The organism is Nocardiopsis dassonvillei (assembly GCF_964273065.1).
In the GTDB taxonomy this organism is placed as follows: Bacteria; Actinomycetota; Actinomycetes; order Streptosporangiales; family Streptosporangiaceae; genus Nocardiopsis; species Nocardiopsis dassonvillei_B.
In genome coordinates this window covers 3,881,746-3,904,236 of the sequence record NZ_OZ186815.1, presented here as the reverse complement: position 1 = coordinate 3,904,236, position 22,491 = coordinate 3,881,746, and the positions used below count along the sequence as shown (strand labels likewise).

The 22,491-nt window shown below is 75.1% G+C and carries 17 protein-coding genes; 11 read left to right on the top strand and 6 right to left on the bottom strand.

What is annotated here, in order from left to right; genetic code table 11:
* Window positions 1–32 precede the first annotated feature (32 nt).
* A complete protein-coding gene (locus ACSUPR_RS17380) occupies window positions 33–644 on the top strand; it encodes a hypothetical protein (protein WP_436885656.1) in 612 nt (203 codons plus the stop codon).
* On the opposite strand, the gene ACSUPR_RS17375 is transcribed toward ACSUPR_RS17380, so the two are convergent.
* The 3 genes from ACSUPR_RS17375 to ACSUPR_RS17365 form a co-directional block, all read right to left on the bottom strand.
* Window positions 641–1,000, bottom strand: a complete 360-nt coding sequence (locus tag ACSUPR_RS17375; protein WP_436885655.1) for a VOC family protein — start codon at window positions 998–1,000, stop codon at window positions 641–643. The genes ACSUPR_RS17380 and ACSUPR_RS17375 overlap by 4 nt on opposite strands.
* A gap of 151 nt (window positions 1,001–1,151) precedes the next feature.
* Window positions 1,152–1,931 carry a GNAT family N-acetyltransferase gene (locus tag ACSUPR_RS17370; RefSeq protein ID WP_436885654.1) on the bottom strand — a complete coding sequence of 260 codons (780 nt, stop codon included), beginning with the start codon at window positions 1,929–1,931 and terminating at the stop codon, window positions 1,152–1,154.
* Window positions 1,932–2,002: 71 nt separating this feature from the next.
* Window positions 2,003–3,277, bottom strand: coding sequence for an MFS transporter (locus ACSUPR_RS17365; RefSeq protein WP_436885653.1), 1,275 nt, complete (start codon window positions 3,275–3,277; stop codon window positions 2,003–2,005).
* A 577-nt stretch (window positions 3,278–3,854) separates the two neighbouring features.
* On the opposite strand from ACSUPR_RS17365, the gene ACSUPR_RS17360 reads away from it, so the two are divergent.
* The 10 genes from ACSUPR_RS17360 to ACSUPR_RS17315 all read left to right on the top strand — a co-directional run bounded on the left by ACSUPR_RS17360 (window position 3,855) and on the right by ACSUPR_RS17315 (window position 18,541).
* On the top strand, window positions 3,855–4,217 hold the full coding sequence (locus ACSUPR_RS17360; RefSeq protein WP_436885652.1) for a hypothetical protein: 363 nt from the start codon (window positions 3,855–3,857) through the stop codon (window positions 4,215–4,217).
* Between the two features lie 469 nt (window positions 4,218–4,686).
* The gene (locus ACSUPR_RS17355) at window positions 4,687–6,741 is read left to right on the top strand and encodes a protein kinase domain-containing protein (protein ID WP_436885651.1); all 2,055 of its coding nucleotides are present in this window, start codon (window positions 4,687–4,689) and stop codon (window positions 6,739–6,741) included.
* Window positions 6,742–6,845: 104 nt separating this feature from the next.
* On the top strand, window positions 6,846–8,969 hold the full coding sequence (locus tag ACSUPR_RS17350) for a WD40 repeat domain-containing serine/threonine protein kinase (RefSeq protein ID WP_436885650.1): 2,124 nt from the start codon (window positions 6,846–6,848) through the stop codon (window positions 8,967–8,969).
* Between the two features lie 12 nt (window positions 8,970–8,981).
* Complete coding sequence (locus tag ACSUPR_RS17345) at window positions 8,982–11,036, top strand: protein kinase domain-containing protein (protein WP_436885649.1); 2,055 nt, start codon at window positions 8,982–8,984, stop codon at window positions 11,034–11,036.
* 33 nt (window positions 11,037–11,069) lie between these two features.
* Complete coding sequence (locus ACSUPR_RS17340; RefSeq protein ID WP_436885648.1) at window positions 11,070–13,094, top strand: acyl-ACP thioesterase; 2,025 nt, start codon at window positions 11,070–11,072, stop codon at window positions 13,092–13,094.
* 161 nt (window positions 13,095–13,255) lie between these two features.
* Complete coding sequence (locus ACSUPR_RS17335) at window positions 13,256–13,729, top strand: hypothetical protein (RefSeq protein WP_436885647.1); 474 nt, start codon at window positions 13,256–13,258, stop codon at window positions 13,727–13,729.
* Window positions 13,730–13,843: 114 nt separating this feature from the next.
* The gene (locus ACSUPR_RS17330; protein ID WP_436885646.1) at window positions 13,844–14,773 is read left to right on the top strand and encodes an AEC family transporter; all 930 of its coding nucleotides are present in this window, start codon (window positions 13,844–13,846) and stop codon (window positions 14,771–14,773) included.
* A 77-nt stretch (window positions 14,774–14,850) separates the two neighbouring features.
* Entirely contained in the window at window positions 14,851–15,405 is a 555-nt protein-coding gene (locus ACSUPR_RS17325; RefSeq protein WP_436885645.1) for an RNA polymerase sigma factor, read from the top strand.
* Window positions 15,393–16,469 (top strand): CU044_5270 family protein, encoded by a 1,077-nt coding sequence (locus ACSUPR_RS17320; RefSeq protein WP_436885644.1) that lies wholly within the window; start codon window positions 15,393–15,395, stop codon window positions 16,467–16,469. The genes ACSUPR_RS17325 and ACSUPR_RS17320 overlap by 13 nt, the downstream gene beginning before the upstream one ends.
* Window positions 16,470–16,657: 188 nt before the next feature.
* Complete coding sequence (locus ACSUPR_RS17315; RefSeq protein ID WP_436885643.1) at window positions 16,658–18,541, top strand: serine hydrolase domain-containing protein; 1,884 nt, start codon at window positions 16,658–16,660, stop codon at window positions 18,539–18,541.
* A gap of 328 nt (window positions 18,542–18,869) precedes the next feature.
* Here the strand turns inward: ACSUPR_RS17315 and ACSUPR_RS17310 are convergent, their stop codons facing one another.
* The 3 genes from ACSUPR_RS17310 to pdhA are packed head-to-tail and all read right to left on the bottom strand — an operon-like array spanning window position 18,870 to window position 22,367.
* Window positions 18,870–20,264 (bottom strand): dihydrolipoamide acetyltransferase family protein, encoded by a 1,395-nt coding sequence (locus ACSUPR_RS17310; RefSeq protein WP_436885642.1) that lies wholly within the window; start codon window positions 20,262–20,264, stop codon window positions 18,870–18,872.
* A 15-nt stretch (window positions 20,265–20,279) separates the two neighbouring features.
* On the bottom strand, window positions 20,280–21,257 hold the full coding sequence (locus ACSUPR_RS17305) for an alpha-ketoacid dehydrogenase subunit beta (protein WP_436885641.1): 978 nt from the start codon (window positions 21,255–21,257) through the stop codon (window positions 20,280–20,282).
* A gap of 3 nt (window positions 21,258–21,260) precedes the next feature.
* On the bottom strand, window positions 21,261–22,367 hold the full coding sequence (gene pdhA / locus ACSUPR_RS17300) for a pyruvate dehydrogenase (acetyl-transferring) E1 component subunit alpha (protein ID WP_436885640.1): 1,107 nt from the start codon (window positions 22,365–22,367) through the stop codon (window positions 21,261–21,263).
* Window positions 22,368–22,491: the final 124 nt, after the last annotated feature.

The window sequence follows — 22,491 nt, the reverse complement described above, 5'->3', positions numbered from 1 at the left end:
TCCGTGTCGGTCGGCCCCGCTAGAGTCCGGGCATGCACCGACCGAGCCTTCCCGAGGACCTGCTGCCGCTCGACCGCCTGTGGGCGCGCGCCGTACTGCTGCACCTGTGCGACCCGGGGACCGGCTTCGAGGGGAACGAGGTGTCGTGCCCGGACGGGGGCGGCGGCTCCTGGTGGTGGACCCTGGGCCGGCTGCCGGGCGGACGGGGGTTCTTCTGGGGGCAGGACGCCGACGGCAGCCACGGGCACCTGCGGGACGACCCGGTGGACTTCCTCGCCGGAGGCCCGGAGTGGCTGCCGTGGGACGAGCTGCGGTACGAGGCCGAGGGGATGACCATCGGCTACCTGTACTGGTGGCAGGACGGCTCCTGGGCACGGGCGCCCTACCCGGACGACATGGAGGACGACGGGCTGGACATGTCCGTGCCCTGGGCGGGCGGCGACACGGCCGCGCTGCTCTCCCGGGTCCCGGTGAACGGCCCGGAGTCCGAAGGGGCCGTCCTGGCCCTCCTCGACCGGCTGGAGCGGGGGACGGCGGACGAGGCGGCCGTACGGGCCCTGGCCGAGGCCCTCCGCGGCGAGGAGGACCCCGACCCGGGTCCCGGGCGCGCCCTGGCGTCGCTGCGCGCCGCCGGCCTGCTCTAGGACTCGGCCCAGACGCCGAGTTCGTTGCCCGCGGGGTCGGTGAAGTGGAACCTGCGCCCGCCCGGGAAGGCGTAGGGGCCCTGGATCACCCGGCCGCCCGCACGCTCGACGGCCTCCGCCGTGGCGTCCAGGTCGTCGGAGAACAGCAGGACCAGCGGGCCGCCTCCGCGGTGCCCGTTCCCCTCGGGGTTGAGCCCGCCCACCTCGCGGTCGCCCGGCCCCCGGACGCCCGCGTAGCCGGGCCCGTAGTCGTTGAACTCCCAGCCGAACACCTCGGCGTAGAAGCGCTTGGACTCCTCCAGGTCGCCGGCGGGGATCTCGATGTAGTCGATGCGGTGGTGCTGCGGTGATGTCATGCACCCATCCTGCGCCGCCCCGCCGACGTTCCGGCCCCTCCGCCACGCCCTGCCCGCCCCCCCGGGGAGCCTTCGCGGGCCGGTCGCGGCGGCGCGCCCCCGCGACCGGCCACGGGCCCCGCCGGCCGCCCAGCGGTGGGTACGCGGCCCCTCAGGCGGTGGTGGCGGCCGGGGGCGTCCAGACGTAGGGGGTCGTGGTCGTGACGGCGGTGAAGCCCAGGCGGCGCAGGATGGGGGCGCTGTCGGGGGAGGCGTCCACCTGGAGGTACCCGACGCCCAGGGCGGCGGCCAGGCGGGCGCGTTCGGCGACCATCGCCCGGTAGAGGCCCCGTCCGCGCCAGGCCGGGAGCGTGGAGCCGCCCCACAGGCCCGCGTACCCCCGGGAGCGGCGGACGACCAGCCAGGCGGCGCACACGACCTCTCCGGCGGCCTCGGCGACCAGGACGACGGTGTCCTCCGGCTCGGCGGCGATCCGCGCGGCGAGCTCGCCGGCCAGCCAGGCCTGGTCCTGCCCCCAGACGGCGGACTGGAGGGCGGCGATGCGGTCGAGGTCGGCCCGCTCCGCCACCCGGCGCAGGGCGATCCCCCCGGGCAGGGCGGGCTCGGCCGCGACCTCCGCCGCGGGGGCGAGCAGGACCGTCTCCTCCTCCTCGGGCTCGAACCCGGCTGCGCGCAGCCGCCCGGGCAGGTCCGCGGGCCGGTCGTGGCCGCGGGTCTTCCACTCCACCGCCTGCCCGAGCACGGCGAAGCGGTCCCGCTGGCGGGCGATGAGCGCGTCCAGGCCCCCGACCCCGCTCAGGTCCGCGGGCCCGGTGACCAGGCCCCGGTGGCCGCCGACGAGCCGCACCAGCGGCCCGTCGCGTTCGGCGGTGACGCCCTCGGGCAGGGGATCGGGCAGGCCGCGCATGTGCGCGTCGTAGAAAGCGAGCATGGCGCCCATCCTCCCCCGGCCCGGGACGCCGGGACACGGGTTCTCCGGGGGCCGCCGCCGGGGCCGCCCGGTCAGGGGCGGCGCAGGATGAGCCGGGCGAGCACGCCGCCCGCCAGCAGCGTCGTCGCGCAGATCGGCAGGAAGGCCATGCGGAACGCGTCCGGCCCCTCGGGCAGGGCCTGGAGGATCGACCCGGCCGCGACGGTGCACACCACGGACGTCGTGAACCCGCTCATGTTGACCAGCCCCGAGGCGACCCCGGTGCGTCCCGCCGGGATCCCGTCGCGCGCGTAGTCGAAGGAGATGGTGGGCGCCAGCGTCTGCCCGGCCACGCACACCACCATGACGGCCAGGCCGACCCCGGTGGGCACCCCGCCGGGCCAGGAGACGAGGACCAGCAGGCCCAGGCCGATGGCGGTGGCCAGGGTGAGGGCGAGCACGCCGCGCAGCGCCGGGTTGCGGCCGATCAGCAGGCCCGCCACGGGCGCCATCCAGAGCGCTCCTCCGGCCAGCGCCGTGAGGGTGAGGGCGGCCGTGCCCTCGGCCAGCCCCAGGCCGGTGACGAGGAAGGGGTAGCCCCACAGCACCATCATCATCGTGAAGGGCGCCATGATCGCCGCGTGGTGCGCCATGCCGATGCGCGGCCCGCGCGCGGCCAGCGCCTCCTTCAGGGCCGCCCAGAGGGGGATGGGGTCGATGACCGTGGAGTGTCCGGCCGCCCCGGCCGGGCGGTCGCGCACGACCAGCAGGACGAGCAGGGCGACCGCCAGGGTGAGGCCGGTGGTGGCGAGGAACGCCGCGACCCAGCCGACCCCGCCCAGCGCCCAGGCCAGGGGCGCGGCACTGGCGACCTGCCCGGTGCCGCCGACCACTCCCGTCAGCCCGCTGACGAGGGCGTAGCGGGAGCGCGGGAACCACAGGGCGGCCAGGCGAAGGACGTTGAGGAAGACGAGGGCGTCGCCCAGGCCGATGAGGAAGCGGCCGGCCACGGCGACCCCGATACCGGGGGCGAGGGCGAACAGGCAGGAGCCGGCCGCCATCGCGATCATGCCGATGCCGAGGGTGAAGCGGGGGCCGAGGCGGTCGGCGAGCAGGCCCGCGGGCACCTGGAGCAGGACGTAGATCAGCAGCTGGAGCATCGGCAGCAGCGAGAGCAGCGCGGGGCCGACGTCGAAGCGCGCCTGGGCCTCCAGGGCGGCGACGCCCAGGCCGTTCCGGTGGAGCATCGCCAGGAAGTAGCCGACCACGGCGACACCCCACACCACCCAGGCGCGGGCACCGCCCGTGGGCTCCAGGGGAACGCTGCTCCCCGTTGTCCTGTCACCGGATGTCTGAGTCTGGGTCACGGGCACTTCTCTCGTAGAGGTCGGACCTCTCCAGTCTCCTTCAGCTCCGGGACCGGCCCTTACACCGGGGTGCGGACGAACGCAAAACACCACGCCGCCGGGGCCGGGGCGGCGGCCCCCGGCGGGGGCAAGAAGGAGCGGTGCCCGGGTCAAGAACACGCAAGCTGGGCAAAGTCACACAGCGCTACATCTGATGCGCCAGGAGTTGCGAAACCGGGTGACACTTCCGACAGGGGGCCCGGGATTACTCATCGGTACATGCCACCCCAGAGCCGGTACACATGTTCGAAAAACATGCTCTGAGCAGCAGGTTCCATGCACCGTACGGTTGAGACCCATTCGTTAAATGTGACATTGGTCACTCTTAGAAGCCTCGACTACCGGGGGTCAGGTGCTGCTAGCATCCGGAGCGCAAAGAATAACTACGAGGTAACGACAACCTCCGAACCTCACCAACTTTGTGGAGGGAAGCCGTCAACGCTCCCAGGACGGGACGGCGCCCCTCGAACCGCGGCATTGTGGCCGCAACCGCCACACCGGCCATGACCGCGGCAACCGAGACGCACTGGAGACGACCTTGAGTCACTGGCGACTGAACAACCCCCGGGCCTCCCGGGTGAAGTCGGCACTTGCCAGACGGGTCAAGCACAAGCCCCGCCACGCCTTCTGCGCACAGCGCGCGATCACGGCCCTGCTGGGCGAGCTCGCAGCCTCCACCTCCCGCCAGTTCTACTGGTCGGGGACCTCGGACATGGCCGTCATGTCGGTGAAGCACGACGTCAACGTGTGGTGCCGCGACGGCCGCTTCTTCTGGAACGACCTCTTCCAGGGCGGCACGATGTCGCACCCGGCCAGCGACCCGGTCGGTGCGGCGGAGAAGCTCAACCCCGTCGCCCTCCCGCCGGAGCCGTCCTACCGCTCCCAGCCGGTCGCCGCCTGAGCCGCACCGCGTCCCCCCGCCCGGGACGGACGGCGGAATGACACCACCCCCCGGTCGCGCCGCGACCGCAGGGCTCCCGAGAACCTCCACGGCCGATCCACCGCAGGTGGGTCGGCCGTCGCGCGTGCGCGCGGCGGCCCGGTCGCCCGGACCGCCGCGCGGTGCGCCGCACCCCGCCGTCCTCGCGGTGCGGCGCCCCCACCGCCCGGCGATCCGCCGGCTCAAGGTTCAACGCGGGACACGGCGGCCACGGTTCACTCATCAGGGGACTTTCTTCTCTTACGGCGCATTAACCCCAGAAGATCAGCGGCGCTCACCGGCGCGGCAGGGCAAGTCATGGGAAAACTCCACAAGAACGACCTTGGTCCCGAATCGTGCCCTAATCACGCCGACAACGGACTAAGGTGTCCCCTACCCCTCTTCGTCCCGACCGCGTCCTCATCCGCCCCTGGACCCCCCCAGAGGACCCATGCGCCCCCTCACCCCCGATGAGCCCGACCGTCTCGGTGGGTTCCGCCTGATCGCCCACCTCGGCTCCGGCGATCTGGGCGCCGTGTACCTGGGAGTCGACCCCGACGGCCGCCCCGCCGCGGTGCGCGCCGTGTGCGGGGAGTACGCCACCGACCCCGGGTTCCGCTCCGGCTTCACCCGCGACGCCGCCGGGGCCTCCCGGGTGCGCGGCCGCTTCACCCCTCCCCTTCTGGGCCACGACCTGTCCGGCGAACGCCCCTGGGTGGCCACCGGCTTCGTCGCCGGGCCCTGTCTGCGCGACCTCGTCCGCGACTCCGGCCCGCTGCCCGAAGCCTCACTGCTGCTGCTGGCCCGGGGACTGGCCGAGGCCCTGGACCGGCTGCACGACCAGGGATGCGTCCACCGGGACCTGTCCCCGACCACGGTGCTCGTGGACGCCGCCGGTCCGCGGCTGATCGGACTGGGCATCGGCCGCGCGCTCGCGGACTCCGCGGCGCGCCGGGCCGCCCGGCCGCCCGCCTACACCGCGCCCGAGTACCTGGCGGGACGCACCGTCCTGCCCGCCGGGGACCTGTTCTCCCTGGGCGCGGTCCTGCTGTTCGCCGCCACCGGCCGGGCCCCCTTCGGACCGGGCACGACCGGCGCCGACACGACGGCCGCCGTGGTCCGCCGGGTGCTGCGCGAGCCCCCGGACCTGTCCGGCCTGCCCGCCGGGATGCGCGACCTGGTCGCCGCCTGCCTGGACAAGCTCCCGGAGAACCGGCCGGCGGCGGCGCGGCTGCTCGACGAACTGGGCGGGCCGCTGCCGGAGGAGCCCCCGGCCCCGGAGTGGCTGCCGCCCCGGGCCCGCGCCTCGGTCGCCCGGGCCGAGGAGTCCTACCGCTCCGTGGCGGCCCCCGTCCTGGGCCCGCTGCCCCAGCCGGGCTTCGACCCCTTCCCCGCGGCCGCCGCCCCCGGGCCCCGGCCCCGCGGGCGCGCCCTGCTGCGGGCCTGGGCCGTGGTCTCGACACTGCTGCTGTTCGGGCTGGTCGGCGTGTACTCGCTGTCCGCCACGCCGAACGCGGCCGACTCCGCCGCACCGTCCTGCCCGACGCGGAACGGCGTCGCCGAGTCCCTGCCGCCGCCGGAGCACCCGCAGGTGGACTTCTCCGCCGACACACTGGTGGAGCTGTCCTTCTCCCCGGACGGGGCGATCCTGGCCGTGGCGACCAACGGCGGGGTCACCCTGTGGGACTGGCGGTCCTCGCTGGCGGTGGCGCACCTGCCCAACGAACACGCGCTCCTGCCGCCCGCCCCGGCGGCGTTCAGCCCCGACGGCTGCCTGGTCGTGCAGGCCTCCCGGCAGGGGGCCCTGGTCACCGACCTGGCCACCGGGCACAGCCGGACGGTGGCCGCGGACATGCCGGTGCTGGCGGCTGCGTTCAGTCCGGCCGGAGGAGAGCTCGCGCTGGCCACGGACAGCGACCCCGAGAGCCGCTACCTGCACCTGTACGACACCGTCTCCTGGGAGGAGACCGGCACTCTGTCCGGCTCGGGCGGCCTGGGCGACGTACGGTACACCCGCGACGGGGAGACGGTCGCGGCCGGGGAGACCGGCGGCGGGGTCGTCGCCTGGCGCACCGCCGGGCGCAACCGGGTGGGCGTGGTCCGGGACCGCAGCGGTGCGGGCGCGGGCGCCTTCGACGTGGTCCCCGGCGACGAGGGGGTGCTGGTGCCCCGCGGCGACCGGGTGGTGCTGATGGACCCGTCCACGGACCGGCAGCTGCGGGAGTTCGTCCCGCCCGGTGGCGAGGGCGTCCCCGTCGACGTGGTGTACAGCGCCTCGGGCGACCTGGTCCTGGCCGCCCTGCTGGCCCCGGGCGCCCCGGACGCGGGGCTGGCGGTGTGGGACTTCGCCAGCGCCGCCCCGGAGGAGACGCGGTGGACGCCGCCCCCGCTGTTCCCCATCGCCATCTCCCCGGACGGGTCGCGACTGGCCGGGGTGCGCCAGGAGACCGGCGAGATCGCCGTGTACGACATGGAACTGACCCTCATGGGCCTCCTGGCCGATTGATCACTCCGGGTCCGGGTCCGGTCACGTCGTACACGGTTCGTCCCCGGGCCGCTACATTGACGGAGGCCCCTCCCGCCCCCTCACCCGTGAGGAACGTGTCCGCCGTGCGACCTCTGGCCCCCGACGACCCGCAGCGCATCGGCCCCCACCGGTTGCTCGCCCGCCTGGGCGCGGGGGGCATGGGGAAGGTCTACCTGGCGCGCACCCCGGACGGCCACCTGGCGGCCCTCAAGGTGGTCCGCGAGGAGCTGACCCACGACCTGCTGTTCCGGGAGCGGTTCGCCCGCGAGGTCCGCACCGCGGGCCGGGTCAGCGGTCCCTTCACCCCGGCGGTGGTGGACGCCGACACCGACGCGGACGTCCCGTGGATGGCCACCGAGTACGTACCGGGGCCGACCCTCAAGCAGGCGGTGCTCTCCGGCGCGCCGTTCCCCCCGGAGTCGCTGCTCGTCCTCACCCTGGGGCTGGCCCGGGCGCTGGGGACGATCCACGGGGCCGGGCTGATGCACCGGGACCTCAAGCCGAGCAACGTGCTGCTGTCCCCCCGCGGCCCGCAGGTGATCGACTTCGGCATCGCCCGCGCGGTGGAGGGAACGGTCCTGACCCGCACCGGACAGACCTTCGGCACACCCGCCTACACCTCGCCGGAGCAGATCGTCGGCGAGGGCGTCTCCCCCCGGAGCGACGTGTTCTCCCTGGGCGGGACGGTGCTGTTCGCCGCGAGCGGCGAGCCGCCCTTCGGCGCCGGCCCGTCCGGCGGGGTGCTGCGCCGGGTGATGACCGGAGTGCCGAACCTGGCGGCCGCCCCCGAGGGGCCGCTGCGCGACATGCTCGCCCGCTGCCTGGCCAAGGACCCCGACGCGCGCCCGGAGACCGCCGACATCCTCGCGGGCCTGGCGGCGCTGCCGCTGCCCCCGGCCGAACACGGCTGGCTGCCCTCACCGGTGACCGAGCAGATCGGCCTCCAGGTGGACCGGACCCGGTCGGCGGAGGAGGCCGAGCGCACCACCGAGGCGATGGCGCCGTCCCCGTCGGCCGTCCCCGGGCCGGAGGGTGCCGCCGCCGGGGCCGGGCGCACGGCCCCGGCGCGGCCCGCCGGCCGGACCCGGCGGCGCCGGACCGCCGTGGCGGCCGCGGCGGCGTCCGCGGTCCTGCTGGGCGCGACGGCGCTGGCCCTGGCCCTGCCCGAACGGGGGTCGCCGGGCGCGGACCCGGCGGCCGGCCCCTCCGCCGCGGCCTCCGCCGACCCGACGGAGAGCCCGTCCGCCGCGGCCGCCGGGGACGGGGACTCCCCCCTCGCCGGCTGGATCTACGAACTCGTGTTCTCCGAGGACGGCGAGACCCTGTACGCGTTCGGGATATCGGGGGTGTCGGCCTGGGACTGGCGCTCGGGGGAACTGCTCCGCTCCCTGACCTCGCCCGCCCCCCAGGCGGCGGCACTGCGCCCGGACGGGCTGACCGCCGTCGGCTACGGCCTCCAGAGCGAGCACATCGCGCTGTGGGACGCCGAGACCGGCGAGGAGATCACCCGGATCGGCTACAACGACCAGGACCGCGGCTTCTACGACATGCCCGCGTTCACCTCCGACGGGGCCCGGGTGGCCGTGCTCGCCGCCGAGGGGGGCGACCCGGACGGCGACCGGCTCATCCAGATCTGGGACACGGAGACGGGCGACCCGGGCGGGCTTGAGATCCCGGTGGCCGGAGCGCTCAGCGACCTGGTGTTCGCCGCCGACGACGCCTACCTGGTGGGCGTCGTCACGGACTGGGGCGACGATCCCGCCGACGTGACCGTCTGGGACGCCGGGACCGGCGAGGTCGTGTACACCCTGGCGGGCGAGGAGGGGGTGATCGGCTACCTCGCCCTGTCCCCCGACGGCCGGACCATGGCGGTCCACAACCTGGAGCGGCAGGTGCGGGTCGTCGACATCGCCACCGGCGGGGTGCTGCGCACCATGGACTCCCCCGCCGAGGAGCACGAGCGCGTCACCGGCCTCGCCTACTCCTCGGACGGGAGCCTGCTGTACGGCGCCGCATACGGGTGGGCCGAGGACATGGGCAGCGTGTGGGACCCGGCCACCGGCGCCCTGGTGCGCGACGCCGACGTGCCGGTGTACGGGCCGATGGCCGCCCACCCCGACGGGGAGCACCTGGCGGTCGTCGCCGACGGCGGGGGCCGGATCATGGTCCTCGACGGCGACTACGCCGCGGTCACCGAGCTGACGTAGGAGGAGCCCGCCATGCGACCACTCACCCTCGGCGACCCCCGCACCGTCGGCCCCTACCGGATCCGGGCGCTGCTCGGTGTCGGCGGCATGGGACGCGTCTACCTGGGCACCGGACCGGACGGCTCCGCCGCCGCCGTCAAGGTGGTGCGCGCCGAGTACGCCTACGACCCCGACTTCCGCGGCCGGTTCGCCCGCGAACTGGACCTGGCCCGCCGGGTGCACGGCCCCCACACCCCCCGGGTGCTGGACGCGGACCCGGCCGGGCAGACGCCGTGGATGGCCACGGAGTACGTCATGGGCCCCTCCCTGCACGACCTGGTGCAGCTCACCGGGCCGCTCCCCGAGGAGGCGGTCCGGTTCCTGGGGCGGGGTGTGGCCGAGGCCCTGGGACGGGTGCACGCGAGCGGGATGGTGCACCGCGACCTCAAGCCCGGCAACGTGATGGTCGACTCCTCCGGCCCGCAGGTGATCGACTTCGGCATCGCGGGCGCGCTGGGGGACGCCCACGGCGAGGACGGCCGGATCATCGGCACCCCCGGGTACATGGCCCCGGAGAACGTGCGCAGCGAACCGGGCGGGCCGGCGTCCGACGTGTTCGCGCTGGGCGGGGTACTGGTCTACGCGCTCACCGGCAGCGGCCCCTTCGGCGAGGGCCACCCGTCGGCGGTCCTGTACCGCATCACCCACCGCGACCCGGTGCTGACCGGGGTGCCCGACTCCCTGGGCCCGCTGGTCACGGCCTGCCTGGAGAAGGACCCGGCGCGGCGGCCCGCCATGGGCGAGGTGCTGGAGGTGCTGGGCGGCCCGGCCCCGCCCGCGGAGTCCGCTGCGGCGTGGCTGCCGCCGCCCGCGGCCGCCCTGACGGACGCGGCGGCCCGGGAGTACCGGGACGCCGTGGGGTCGCCGGTGTACGCCCACCCCCTGGACCGCAGGGCCCTGGAGCGGGCCCGGCGGCGCCGGCGGCTGCTCGCGGCGGGCGCCGCCGCCACCGCGCTGGCCCTGGTCGGCGGGGTCGGGACCTGGGCCGCGGTGACGTCCGGCGGGAGCGGCGGGGAGCCGGAGGAGGCCCCCGGTTCCCGCGAGCGGTGCGACCTGGCCGAGCACATGGCCCCCGAGTACGCCGACGCCGCCAGGGAACGGCCCCTGGCCCCCGGCACGCGGTCGATCACCCCGGCGTTCTCGCCCGACGGAGGTGTCCTGGTGGTCGGCGGTGACAGCGGTATCGCCCTGTGGGACTGGCGCGAGGGGGTCGAGCTGGGGCTCATCGGCATCGAGACCGAGGGGTTCGGGGTGGTCCCCGTGGTGTCCCCCGACGGGTGCCGCATCGCCTACGCCGACGACGACGGCGTCCACGTGTTCACGGTCGGGACGGGGGAGCACCGCGTCCTGCAGGAGGGCACCGAGACGGAGGCGGTGGCGTTCGGTCCCGGCGGCGGGACGCTGCTGTACTCGGACTGGACCTCGGACTCCTCCGTGATCGAGATCGACCCGGAGACCGACGAGGTCCTCGGCGTCTACCGGGGGGCCTCCCCCGCGCACGAGATCCGGACCACCCCCGACGGCGCCCTCGTCATCGGCCTGGACTTCACCGGGGAGCTGACCGTGTGGGACGCCGGGACGCGGGAGGAGGTCCTGAACCTGGACGGGGTGCGGTCCGGGATGGGCGCCAACACGGCGGTCGTCGGCTCGGAGATGCTCCACGTCACGCAGGACGGGCGGATCGTCCGCACCTCCCTGCCCGACGGGGGGCGGCTGGGGGAGTTCACCGCCGAGATCCCCGAGGACAGCACCCTCCAGGAGATCGCCGTGAACACGGAGGCCGACCGGGTGTACGCCAACTACAAGGGTTCGGGCTTCGTCATCTCCGAGGAGGACCTGCCGCGGTACGGGACCAAGGTGTGGGAGCTGTCCACCGGGCGGGAGATCACCGAGGAGAAGGACGAGGGGTTCGTCCAGTGGCTCACCGTGCACCCCGGCGGCGAGGTGCTGGCCGCCGTCCCGATCGACAACGCGCCCGTCTGGGTGATCGACCCCGTCCGCATGCGGCTGGTCGACCGCGTCGGCTGACCGGTCCCCGCCCCCGACGTCCCCCGAAGGACCATGCAGCCCCTGCACCCGCACGACCCGCCCTCCGTCGGCCCCTACCGGCTCCACTCCCGCCTGGGAGAGGACTCCTACGCGCGCGTCTACCTGGGCTCCACGCCGGGCGGGCCGCCCGCCGCCGTCCACGTGGTGCGCTCGGAACACGCCACCGACGCCCGGTTCCGGTCGGTGTTCGGCGAGCTGGTGGAGGCCGGGTACCGGCTGGAGAGCGACCGGGTGTGCGCGGTGCGCGCCGCCGACCTGCGCGGCGCGGTGCCGTGGGTGGCGGTGGAGCACCCCCCGGGGGCGGGGCTCACCGACCTGGTGGAGACGGTCGGCACGCTGTCCGCGGACGCGCTGCACTCACTGGCTCTGCACCTGGCGCTGGCGCTGGACGACGTGCACGCGACGGGCCGGGCGCACGGCTCGCTGTGGCCGGCCGGGGTGCTGGTCACCACCGAGCGGGCGCTGCTGTCCGACCCCGGCCTGGAGTGGGCGGTCGCCGGGGTGGAGCAGCGGGCGCCGCACCCGTCGTTCGCCGCCCCGGAAGGGGGCACCGGGCCGGGCACCGACGTGTTCGCGTGGGCGGCGACCGTGTCGTACGCCGCGAGCGGGCTGGAGGGCCCCGCCGGGCTGTCCCGGGTCCCCCTGCAACTGCGCGGCCTGGTGGAGGCCTGCCTGCGCAACAGCCCCGTCCTGCGGCCCAGCGCCGCCGACCTGGTGCGGATGCTCGGCGGACCGCGCGCGGCCGACCCCTGGCCGCCGGCGGTGCTGGCGGCGGTGCGCGCACGGGCCGGGGAGCAGCGGGCGCTGGTCGAGGCCGCCGGGGGCGCGCGGGACGCCGCGGAGCCGCGGTCGCGGGACCGCGCCCGGCGGCGGGCCACGGCGGTGGCGGCGGGCGCGGTGGCGCTGGCCGCCGTCGCCGCGGTCGGCGTGTGGGCCTGGCGGGGGACGGAGCGGGAGGAGGAGCCCGGCGCCCCGGTGATGTCCGGGGGCGCCCCCTGCTCGGAGGGCGTCGCCTACCCGGCTCCCGAGGGCCCGCTGGACGGGGAGCGGGTGTGGTCCCGGTCCCTGTCGTTCGACCCGAGCGGGGAACTGCTGGCGGTGCACACCTCCGAGGGTCTGAGCATCTGGGACTGGGAGGCCCGGGAGGAGGTCGCCCGGCTGCCCGAGGTCGCCGGACTCCTGGAACCGGTGTTCTCCCCGGCGGGCTGCCTGCTGGCGGCCGGGGTGCAGCGGGATTTCGAGGACGTGGACACGCCGGTGACCATGGCCACCACGTTCGACCTGCCCTCGAGGACGACCGTCGAGCACCTGGGGCCGCAGCGGGGGCCCAGCGGCCCCGACGGGGTGTGGGTGGACGACCCGAAGCCGGCGAGCCACGTCGGGTTCAGCCCCGACGGGTCGCTGATGACGGTCACCGTCGACGCCCGCCTCGGCGCGTTCCAGGTGGGGGTGGTGGACACGGCCACCGGGGAGCCGCTGGGGCGGCTGGTCGACGAGCGGACCGCGAGGGCGGTCATGCCCGACGGGGAGCGGATCGTCACGGCGGGGGGCGCGGAGATGACGGTCTGGGACGCCCGGGACGGCCGTGCGCTGCACACGGTGCGAGGCCTGACCGGTCCGGAGTTCGCGGTGGTCCCCGGCACCGACGAGGTGGTCCACGTCTCCGGGGACCGGCTGGTGTGGTGGGACTACGTGCGGGGCCGGGAGGTGCGGTCGTTCACCATGGACGGGTTCGTGGGGGGCGACGTGTCCTCCCACGTGGCGGAGCTGGCGCTCTCGCCCGGCGGCGACCGGCTGTACGCCGACTGGTACACGTTCGAGGAGGGGGAGGACGGCGGTGAGGCGGTCGCCCGGCACACCTCGTCCGTGTGGGACGTCGAGAGCGGGGAGGACCTGCTGGCCGGGTCCGGGGAGCCCCTCCTCTTCCGCGACGCGGTGGAGCACCCGGACGGCGGGGTGCTGATGGTCATCACCCCGCAGGAGCGGGTGGTCCCGGTCGACCCCGTCACCTTCGAGCCCGGCGAGCCGCTCTTCTGACCCGCTCCGGCGGCCGCGCCGGGCGGCCGGGACACCCCGGGGCGCCCGCGCGCCGACCCGGTCCCCGGTGGCCGGAACGCGCCACCGGGCGCAGATCCCGCCCCGCGCCCGGGTGGGCGCTATAGCGTGAAAGTCCGCTTCCACCTCCAGGAGGACCCACCATGTCGGCATCCGCCGCGGCGCGTCGCGCCGCCCGCCACCCGGCCGTGGCCGCACTGTCCGGTCTGATCGAGCGCACCGGCGGCTCGGCGCGGGCCGAGACGGTGTTCGGCGCACCGGTCTCCGACGGGGTGACGACGGTCGTCCCGGTGGCACGGGTGTCGTCGCTGACGCTGATGGGCGGCGGCACGGGACGCTTCCTGGGCACGGGGGGCGACGGGGCCGGCGGTGCCGGCGCGCTGCGGGCGCGTCCGGCCGGGTTCCTGGTGCTGGACGGCTCCGGCGCCCGCTACGAGGGGATCCGGCAGCCGGTGACGGCGCTGGTCCTGCCGCTGGCGGTGATCGGCGCCGTGGTGGCCACCCGCATCGTGGGGGTGACCCTGCGCGAGGCGCGGCGCCGCCGCCGGGCCGCGGCCCCGACCGCCGCCGCGCAGGACGCGCGGGAGAACGGCGGGGAGGACGCCCGGGGGGCCTGACCCGGCGCGGGCGCCCCCTCTCCACGCGACCGACCGGGTGTGACCCCGCTCCTGGCGGCGGCGCCGGGACCGGGAGTAGATTCCCAGGGTCCCCACTGCCCCAGGAGGTCGCCAGTGTCCGGCGTGGTCACCGGTTTCGGCGTCATCACCACCGTCGTCGTCATCGGTTACATGCTGGGCAGGCTCTCCCTGCTGGGCGCCGGGGGCCGCGACGTGCTCAGCACCCTGGCCTTCTACGTGGCGGGCCCGGCGCTGATGTTCACGATCCTCCTCGACACCGACCTGTCGGTGCTGTGGTCGGGCAAGGTCGTGGTGAGCTCCCTGAGCGTGGCGGCCGTGGTCGCCGTGGTGGTGGCCGTCGGCCTGCTGCGCCGCTGGGGCGTCTCCCGCACCACCATGTCGGCGCTGGCGTCCTCGTACGTGAACGCGGGCAACCTGGGCCTGCCCATCGCCTCCTACGTCCTGGGCGACGCCTCCCTGGTCGCTCCGATCCTGCTGACCCAGATGCTGGTGATGGCCCCGGTCGCGGTGACGGTGCTGGACCTGGCGGGCGGCGAGGTCCGCGGGACCGGGCCGGTGCTGCGCCGCGCCCTGAGCACCCCCGTGCGCAACCCGCTGCTGCTGGCCTCGCTGGCCGGGGTGACGGTGGCGGCGTCGGGCTGGGCCCCGCCGGCCCCGCTGCTGGAGCCCTTCGAGCTGATCGGCGGGATGGCGGTCCCGGCGATGCTGCTGGCGTTCGGCATCTCCCTGCACGGTTCGGGGATGCCCGGCCGGGGCCCGCAGCGCGGGTCGGTGCTGTTCGCGGTGTCGCTGAAGTCGGTGGTGCAGCCGCTGGTGGCGTGGGCGCTGGGCGCCCTGGTGTTCGACCTGCCCGGCGCGGACCTGTTCGCCGTGGTGGTGCTGGCCGCGCTGCCCACGGCCCAGAACGTGTTCACCTACTCGCTGCGCTTCCGCGCGGAGGTCGACACGGTCCGCGACACCGTGCTGATCTCCACGTTCGCGACGGTCCCGGTGCTCTTCGCGGTCACGTTCCTGCTGGGCTGACCGAAAAAGTCCGGATCCCCCTCTAACACCCTCCCCCTTCCCCGACACATCCAGGTGAGAGGACGGGAGGTACGCCGATGAGACGCGGCACGGCCGGGGACGCATACTCCGGCCAGCGCGACTTCAACGCCATGTTCGAGGAGCACTACGACGCCGTCCACCGCTACGCGCGGCGGCGGGTGGGCCCGGACCGGGCGGACGACGTCGCATCCGAGGCCTTCGTCGTGGCCTGGCAGCGCGGCGAACGCATGCCGCCCGGGCGCGAGCTGCCCTGGCTGTACGCCTGCGCACGCCGGATCACCCTGGCCCACCTGCGCAAGGACCACCGGCAGGACCTGATCGCCGAGTCGCTGAGCCGGCGGCCGGGTTCGGCGGTCCACGCCGACGACGCCGACCGGGTGGTCGAACGCGACGGGGCCCTGGCGGCCCTGGCCCAGCTGACGGAACCGGAACGCGAGCTCGTGATGCTCGTGACCTGGGAGGGGCTCGACTGCCGCCAGGCGGCCCGGGTCCTGGGCTGCACCCACGTCACCGCCCGCGCCCGGCTGCACCGGGCCCGCAAGAAGCTGACCGCCCACATGAACGAGACCGCACCCGGCCACGCCCCGAAGGAGGCGGCATGGACGACCTGACCGCACTGCGCACCGCCCTGGACGGCACCGACCCCGCCGCGGGCACCGCCCCCGACCCCGCGGCCCGCCACCGGGCCCGTACCCACGCCATCGCCCGACTGAAGGAGAGCCCCGCCGTGTCCCGACCCCTGTGGCGCCGCACCCCCGTCCTGGTCGCCGGAGCGGCCGCCGCGGCGCTGGCCGTGGGCGCCGCCGCCCTGCTGCCGTCCGCCGACGAACCGGGCGGCATCCCCTCCGCCTACGCCGCACCGCCCGAGCCGATCGAGGTCGTCGGCGGCGACCCGGTCGACGGCACCGACGGCCTGCTGGCCCTGGCCGAGGCCGCCGAGGGCCGCGGCCCGGCCGAGGGGTCGGGCGACGTCGCCTTCGTGTCCACCTCGGGGACAGAACTGGTCCGGCTCACCGCCAACGCCGGGGACGACGACCCCGACGAGACCCACGGCTACCGGTACATCCCCTACGAGTGGAACGAGTGGACGGGCCCGGGCGGCGAGCACCGCTCGGACGGCCACCCGCAGCCGCCCCTGGACAAGGGCGGCGAGGAGGCGGACCACGAGGCCTTCCTGGAGCGGGGGAGCGAGTCCCACGAGGAGACCCTGCACCCCTCCCTGGTGTGGCCGGCGGAGCTGCCCACCGACACCGAAGGCATGGCGGCGGTGCTCGCCGACCTGGGCGAGGACCCCGCGGACGACTCCCCTGCCGCGATCGTGAACGCCGTGGAGTTCCTGTACGGGACCCGCCCCCTGGCGGGGCCGGAGGAGGCGGCGGTGCAGCGCGTGCTCGCCGGGTTCGACGCCCTGGAGTACCTGGGCACCGCCACCGACCCGCTGGGCCGCGAGGGCGAGCTGTTCTCCCTCGAGGTGGAGGACGGGGCGTCCGTGTCGGAGTTCCGCTTCCTCTACGACGCGGGGGACGGCTCGCTGCTGTACCGCGACACGACCCTGCTGGCCGAGGACCCCGGGGCCGGGTCCGCCAAGGACCACGGCCTGTCCTACCCGCTGCCCGCCGAGCAGGTGAGCTACGTCTGGTCGGGCTGGGTCGGCGAGATCGGCGCACGCCCGTAGCCCCGCCCCGAGGCCCCGTCCCCGCCGCCCGGGGGCGGGGCCTCCCGTCCGGTCCGCCGGCCGGTGCCCCCTGCCGCGGCCCGGAGGTGCAGCCCGCCCCACCCCGGTTCGGGTGGCCGGCGCCCGTGTGCCGCCGGGACCGGATCCCTAGTTTCGGAAAGGAGAAGAACCCCCGACGAAAGGCCACCATGACCGGCCGACGCTCCGCCGCGCTCTGCGCGGCCGTACTGCTGACGGCGGCGCCCGCGGTCCCCGCCGCGGCCGCCTCCCCCGTACCGGCCACCGCCCCGCCGCCCCGCGAGGCGACCCCGCTGACCCCCGCGACAGCCCGCGCGTTCGCCGACGACCGGGTGGCCGAACTCCTGGAGGCGCACGGCGCCCCCGGCGCGGCCGTGACCGTCGTCCTCGGCGGCGAGCGGATCGCCACCGCCGCCCACGGGTACGCCGACCTGGCGGAGGCCACCCCCCTGGACGCGGAGGAGCACGTGTTCCCCACCGCGTCCGTGGCCAAGTCGTTCACCGCGGCCGCCGTGCTCACCCTCGTCGAGGACGGGCGCCTGGACCTGGCCGAGGACATCGCCGCCTACCTGCCCGGGGACGCACGGCCGCCCGGGGAGCCCGTGACCCTGCACGACCTGCTCACCCACACCCCCGGGTTCGCCGAGGTGGCCGGGCGGCTCGGCGGGGAGGGCACCGCGACCCTCGCCGAGACGGTGCGCACCGCGGCCCCCGACCGGCTGTTCGCCCCGGGCGAGTACACCGCGTACTCCAACTACGGGGTGGCGCTCGCGGGGTACGTCGTGCAGGAGGTGTCGGGCACCCCGTTCGAGGACTACGTGGACGAACGCGTGTTCACCCCGCTGGGCATGGAGGACACCGGGTTCGTGCAGCTCGCCGACGCCCGCGCCGACCGGCCCCTGGTGACCTCGCACCTGGCCGACGGGACGGCGGCCGAGGACATCCGCATGGGGGACGTTCCGGCGGGCGCGGCCGTGACCACCGTCGGCGACATGGCCCTCTTCATGGAGGCGCTGCTGGACGGCGGCCGTGTCGACGGGGAGCAGGCCCTGGCCCCGGGGGTGGCCGAGGCGATGCTGGAGCGGCGGCTCGGGATGCACCCGCGGACCACCGGCATGGGCTACGGCACCTACCAGTGGCGGGCGGGGGACTCCCCGATCATCGGCCACAGCGGCGACCTGCCGGGGGTCCACACCGGGTACGCGCTGGTGCCGGAGATCGGTGCGGGCGTGTTCGTGGCGGTCAACGGGGACGACCCGGAGGGCGCCAACCCGCTGCTGGACCTGCGCATGGCGGTGGTCGAAGCGTTCGCGGACGAGTTCGCCCCGCAGGAGTACCCCGGGGGGGCCGCCGACCCGGACGCCGACCTGAGCGCCTACGAGGGCTCCTACATCACCTCCCGGCTGCCGACCGCGGGTCCGACCCGGCTGGTGGCGCTGATCGACAACGTGACGGTCCGCGACGCGGGCGACGGAACGCTGTCGGTCGCCGGGCGGCTCACGGCCGACGACCGCTGGCTGCCGGTGGAGGAGGGGGTCTTCGTCGCCGAGAACGGCCGGGACCTGCTGGCGTTCGTCGAGCGGGACGGGGAGGTGGCCGCGATCGCCACCGACATGAACCCGACCTCCGTGTACACCCGCACCGGGCCGCTGGCCTCCCCCTCCCTGCACCTGGCCGTCGCGGGGGCCGCGCTGCTGGTCCTGCTCACGGTGCTGGTCCCGGTGCAGCGCTCGGGGAACGGGTTCACCCTGGCGACGCGGATGCTGCTGGCCTCGACGGCGCTGGCGGCGGTCACGGCGGTGGGCCTCCTGGTCCACGGGGCGACGGACCTGGCCGTGGCCCAGAAGTGGCTGCACGAGGGCTCCCCCGCCCTGACACTGCCGATGACCGCGACGGCGGTGCTGTCGGCGGTGTCGGCCGTGTTCGTGGGGATCTGCCTGGCGCGCGGGCAGCTGCGGCCCTTCTCCCGCGTGCACCTGCCGCTGGCCGCCCTGGCCGGACTCGCGCTGGCGGCGGTCGGGGCGGTGTACGGGATGGTCGCCCCGCCCCTGTGAGCCCCGCGGGCGCCCGGGAACCGAAGGTGTCCGGGCCGACACGCCGGGGAAGAACAGGGATACGGGGGTCCGCCCTCCTCCCCCTTGGGGGACGGACCCCTCCTCGCGGGCGGGGCCGGCGCGCACGGCGCACCGGCCCCCTGCGCGTTCACGGCCGCGGCCGTGCCCCGGCTCCCCCGGCTCCCCCGCCTCCGCGCCGCCCGGCGCCCCGAACGGCCCGGCCCGGGCGCCCGGGCCGGGACGGACACCCGGAACACGTGCGGCCCCCGGGGTCTCCCCCGGGGGCCACGGTCGCACCGTCAGCCCCGACGGCGCGATTCACAGGAGACTACCCCCAGGCGAGCGAGGTCAGCTCCGGGTCCTCCAGTACGGCGCCGATGTCGCGCAGCACCTTCGAGCCGAGCTCACCGTCGACCAGGCGGTGGTCGAAGGACAGCGACAGCGTCGTGACCTTGCGGATCTTCAGCTTGCCCTTGTGCACCCACGGCATGTCGCGGATCTGCCCGAAGGCCAGGATCGCCGCCTCGCCGGGGTTCAGGATCGGGGTCCCCGCGTCCACGCCGAACACGCCCACGTTGGTGATCGTGATCGTGCCTCCGGACATGTCCGCCGGGGTCACCTTGCCCGCGCGGGCGGTGTCGGTGAGCTCCTTGAGCGCGCCCGCCAGCTGCGGCAGCGTCTTGGCGTCGGCGTCCTTGATGTTGGGCACCACCAGTCCGCGCTCGGTGGCGGCGGCGATCCCCAGGTTCACGTAGCGCTTGACCACGATCTCCTGGGCGGCCTCGTCCCAGGACGCGTTGACCTCGGGGTTGCGCTTGATCGCCAGCAGCAGCGCCTTGGCGACCATGAGCAGCGGCGACACCCGCACACCCGCGAAGTCGGGGTGCTCGCGCAGCCGCGCGACCGCCTTCATGGTGCGGGTGACGTCCACCTGGAGGAACTCGGTGACGTGCGGCGCGGTGAACGCGCTGCCCACCATCGCCGCCGCCGTCGCCTTGCGCACGCCCTTGATGGGCACGCGCAGCTCCCGGGCGGACCGGTCCACCGCCGCGGGCGCGGCCGCGGGGGCCTCCTGCGGTGCGGCGGCCGTCTCCTGGGCGGCCTGCCCGCCCTGGGCGGCCGCGTGGACGTCGTCGCGGGTGATGACGCCGCCCGCCCCGCTGGGGACGACCGTCGCCAGGTTCACGCCGAGGTCCCTGGCGAGCTTGCGCACCGGCGGCTTGGCCAGCGGGCGCCCCTGGGAGGCGACCGGGGCCGGGGCGACGGCCACCGACGGGGCCGCCGGGGCGGGGGCCGGTTTCGCCGCCGGGGCCGGGGACACCGGGCCGGAGGGGGCCGGGCGGCGGCGGGCCCGGCGCTGGGTGGAGCCGGCCTTCTCGCCGTAGCCCACCAGCGGCTTCTCCCGCTCCTCCTCGGCCGGGGCGGCGGCCGCGCCGCCGTCCCCGCCGCCGGTGCCGTCGTCCACGGTGATGATCACCGTGCCGACGTCCACCGTCTGCCCCTCCTCGACCAGCAGCTCCTTGACCGTGCCCGCGAACGGGCTCGGCAGCTCGACGACCGCCTTGGCGGTCTCGATCTCGCAGATCATCTGGTTGACCTCGATCACGTCACCGGGTTTCACGAACCAGGTGAGGATCTCCGCGTCGACCAGGCCTTCGCCCACGTCGGGCAGTTTGAACGAGTGCACGCCGCCCACCGCGGGGGCGTTCTTCTGAATCGCCATGTGTTCCTATATCCCCTAGTACGCGAACGCCCGGTCGACCCCGTCCAGGACCCGGTCCAGGTCCGGCAGGTAGTGCTCCTCCAGCCGGGACTGCGGGTAGGGGGTGTCGAAGGCGGCGACCCGGATGACCGGGGACTCCAGGTGGTAGAAGCACTCCTCGGTGACCCGGGCGGCGATCTCCGCGCCCGGCCCGCCGGTGAGGGTGGCCTCGTGGGCGACGACCAGGCGGCCGGTCCTCCTCACGGACTCGAAGACGGTCGGGTAGTCCACGGGGGCCAGCGACCGCAGGTCGATGACCTCGATGGAGTGGTCGGTGTCGGCCTCGGCCGCCTGGAGGGCGGTCTTGACCATGGGCCCGTAGGCGAGCAGCGTGACGTCGGTGCCGGGGCGGGCGACCCGGGCGGCGCCCATCGGCGTCGCCTCGGAGACGGACGCCCCGGTGTCCACCTCCGCCTTCTCGTAGTAGCGCCGCTTGGGCTCCAGGAAGATCACCGGGTCCTCGCTGCGGATCGCCTGCTGGATCATCCAGTAGGCGTCCACCGCGTTGGCGACGCTCACCACGCGCAGGCCCGCGGTGTGCAGGAAGTACGACTCCGGGGACTCGCTGTGGTGCTCCACGGCGCCGATGCCGCCGCCGTAGGGGATGCGCATGACGACGGGCACGCTGAGCTTGCCGGCGGAGCGGCGGCGCATCTTGGCGAGCTGGGTGAAGGTCTGGTTCGCCGCGGGGAAGAAGAACCCGTCGAACTGGATCTCCACCACGGGCCGGTAGCCGCGCAGCGCCATGCCGATGGCGGTGCCGACGATGCCGGACTCGGCCAGCGGGGTGTCGATGACGCGGTCCGCGCCGAAGTCCTTGTGCAGGCCGTCGGTGACCCGGAAGACGCCGCCGAGCTTGCCGACGTCCTCGCCCATGACGAGGACCTTGGGGTCGTGCTCCATCGCGGCGCGCAGGCCGGCGTTGATGGCCTTGCCGATCGTGAGGTTGGTCATGGCCTATCGGACCCCTTCCGCCTCGAAGGAGGCCAGGTACTCGGCGAACTCCGCGCGCTGGCGGTCGATGTGGACGTTGGGTTCGGCGTACACCTCGTGGAAGATGTCCAGCGGCTCGGGGTCGGGCAGGCTCCGGCACTGCGTCCGGACCTTCTCCCCCAGCGCGTCGGCCTCGGCGTCGACCGAGGCGAAGAACTCCTCGTCGGCCAGCCCGTTGTTCTCCAGGTAACGGCGCACCCGCAGGATCGGGTCCTTGGCCTTCCACTCGTCCAGCTCGGCCGCGTTGCGGTACCGGGTGGGGTCGTCGTTGGTGGTGTGGGCGCCCATGCGGTAGGTGAACGCCTCGACCAGCGTGGGGCCGTTGCCCTCGCGGGCGTTGTCCAGGGCGGCCCGGGTGACGGCGAGGACCGCGAGCACGTCGTTGCCGTCCACGCGGACGCCGGGGAAGCCGAAGCCGGAGGCGCGCTTGTAGATGGGCACGCGGGCCTGGCGCTCCAGCGGCTCGGAGATGGCCCACTGGTTGTTCTGGCAGAAGAAGACCACGGGGGCGTTGTTCACCGAGGCGAAGTTGAACGCCTCGTTGGTGTCGCCCTGGCTGGTGGCCCCGTCGCCGAAGTAGGTGATGACGGCGGTGCCGTCCTCGCCGAGGGCGCCGTCGCGCTGCACGCCCATGGCGTAGCCGGTGGCGTGCAGGGCCTGGCTGCCGATGACGATCGTGTAGAGGTGGAAGCCGTGCTCGTGGGGGTCCCAGCCGCCGTTGGTGACTCCGCGGAACATGCCGAGCAGTTCCTTGGGCTCGATGCCGCGGCACCAGGCGACGCCGTGCTCCCGGTAGGAGGGGAAGGCCATGTCGTTCCCCCGCAGGGCCCGGCCGGAGCCGATCTGCGCGGCCTCCTGGCCCAGCAGCGAGGCCCACAGGCCCAGCTCGCCCTGGCGCTGGAGGGAGACGGCCTCTCCGTCGAAGCGGCGTACCAGGACCAGGTCCCGGTACAGGTCGCGGATCTCGTCCGCGGTGATCTCCAGGGGGTAGTCGGGGTGGCCCGTCAGCTCCCCTTCCGGTGTCAGGAGCTGGATGAGCTCCGGTTCCTCGTGCGCGGTGGTGTCCGACACGTCGCTCCTCGGTATTCGGGGCCGGTTTCGCGCGGGTGAACGCTGGCCGGCCGGATCGCCGCGCATGCACCCGGGGTGATGGGTGTACGGCGGACCTCACCATATGGTGACAGAACTCACCATG